The 369-nt window shown below is 68.3% G+C and carries 1 protein-coding gene; it reads left to right on the forward strand.

Translation table 11 applies throughout. The annotated features are described in order from the left end of the window. Positions 1-369, forward strand: a 369-nt coding sequence (locus EN846_RS33875; protein ID WP_210236143.1) for an FAD-dependent oxidoreductase, incomplete at both ends; no start/stop codon positions are given.

Genomic DNA, 369 nt, shown 5'->3' on the forward strand with positions numbered 1-369 from the left:
CCTCGGCCGTGGCCTGGACGCGCTGCTGGGCCCGAAAGGCGCGGTCAGCCAGGTGCAGGCCACCACTGCGGTGATCGAGCCGCTGCCGGGTGAAGTGCTGCGCAAGTTGCCGGTCGGCCAGCTGCAGCCGGGCAACGTGGTCAAGGTGAAGCAGCACGACGGTTCGGAAGTCGAGCTGAAGGGCACCAACGTCATCATCGCCGCCGGCTCGGATTCGATCGAGCTGCCGTTCGCCAAGTTCGACGGCGAGACCATCGTCGACAACGTCGGCGGCCTGGACTTCACCGAAGTGCCGAACCGCCTGGCGGTGATCGGCGCCGGCGTGATCGGCCTGGAACTGGGCAGCGTGTGGAAGCGCCTGGGCGCTGA

Source organism: Mesorhizobium sp. M4B.F.Ca.ET.203.01.1.1, from assembly GCF_004791025.1.
In the GTDB taxonomy this organism is placed as follows: domain Bacteria; phylum Pseudomonadota; class Alphaproteobacteria; order Rhizobiales; family Rhizobiaceae; genus Mesorhizobium; species Mesorhizobium abyssinicae.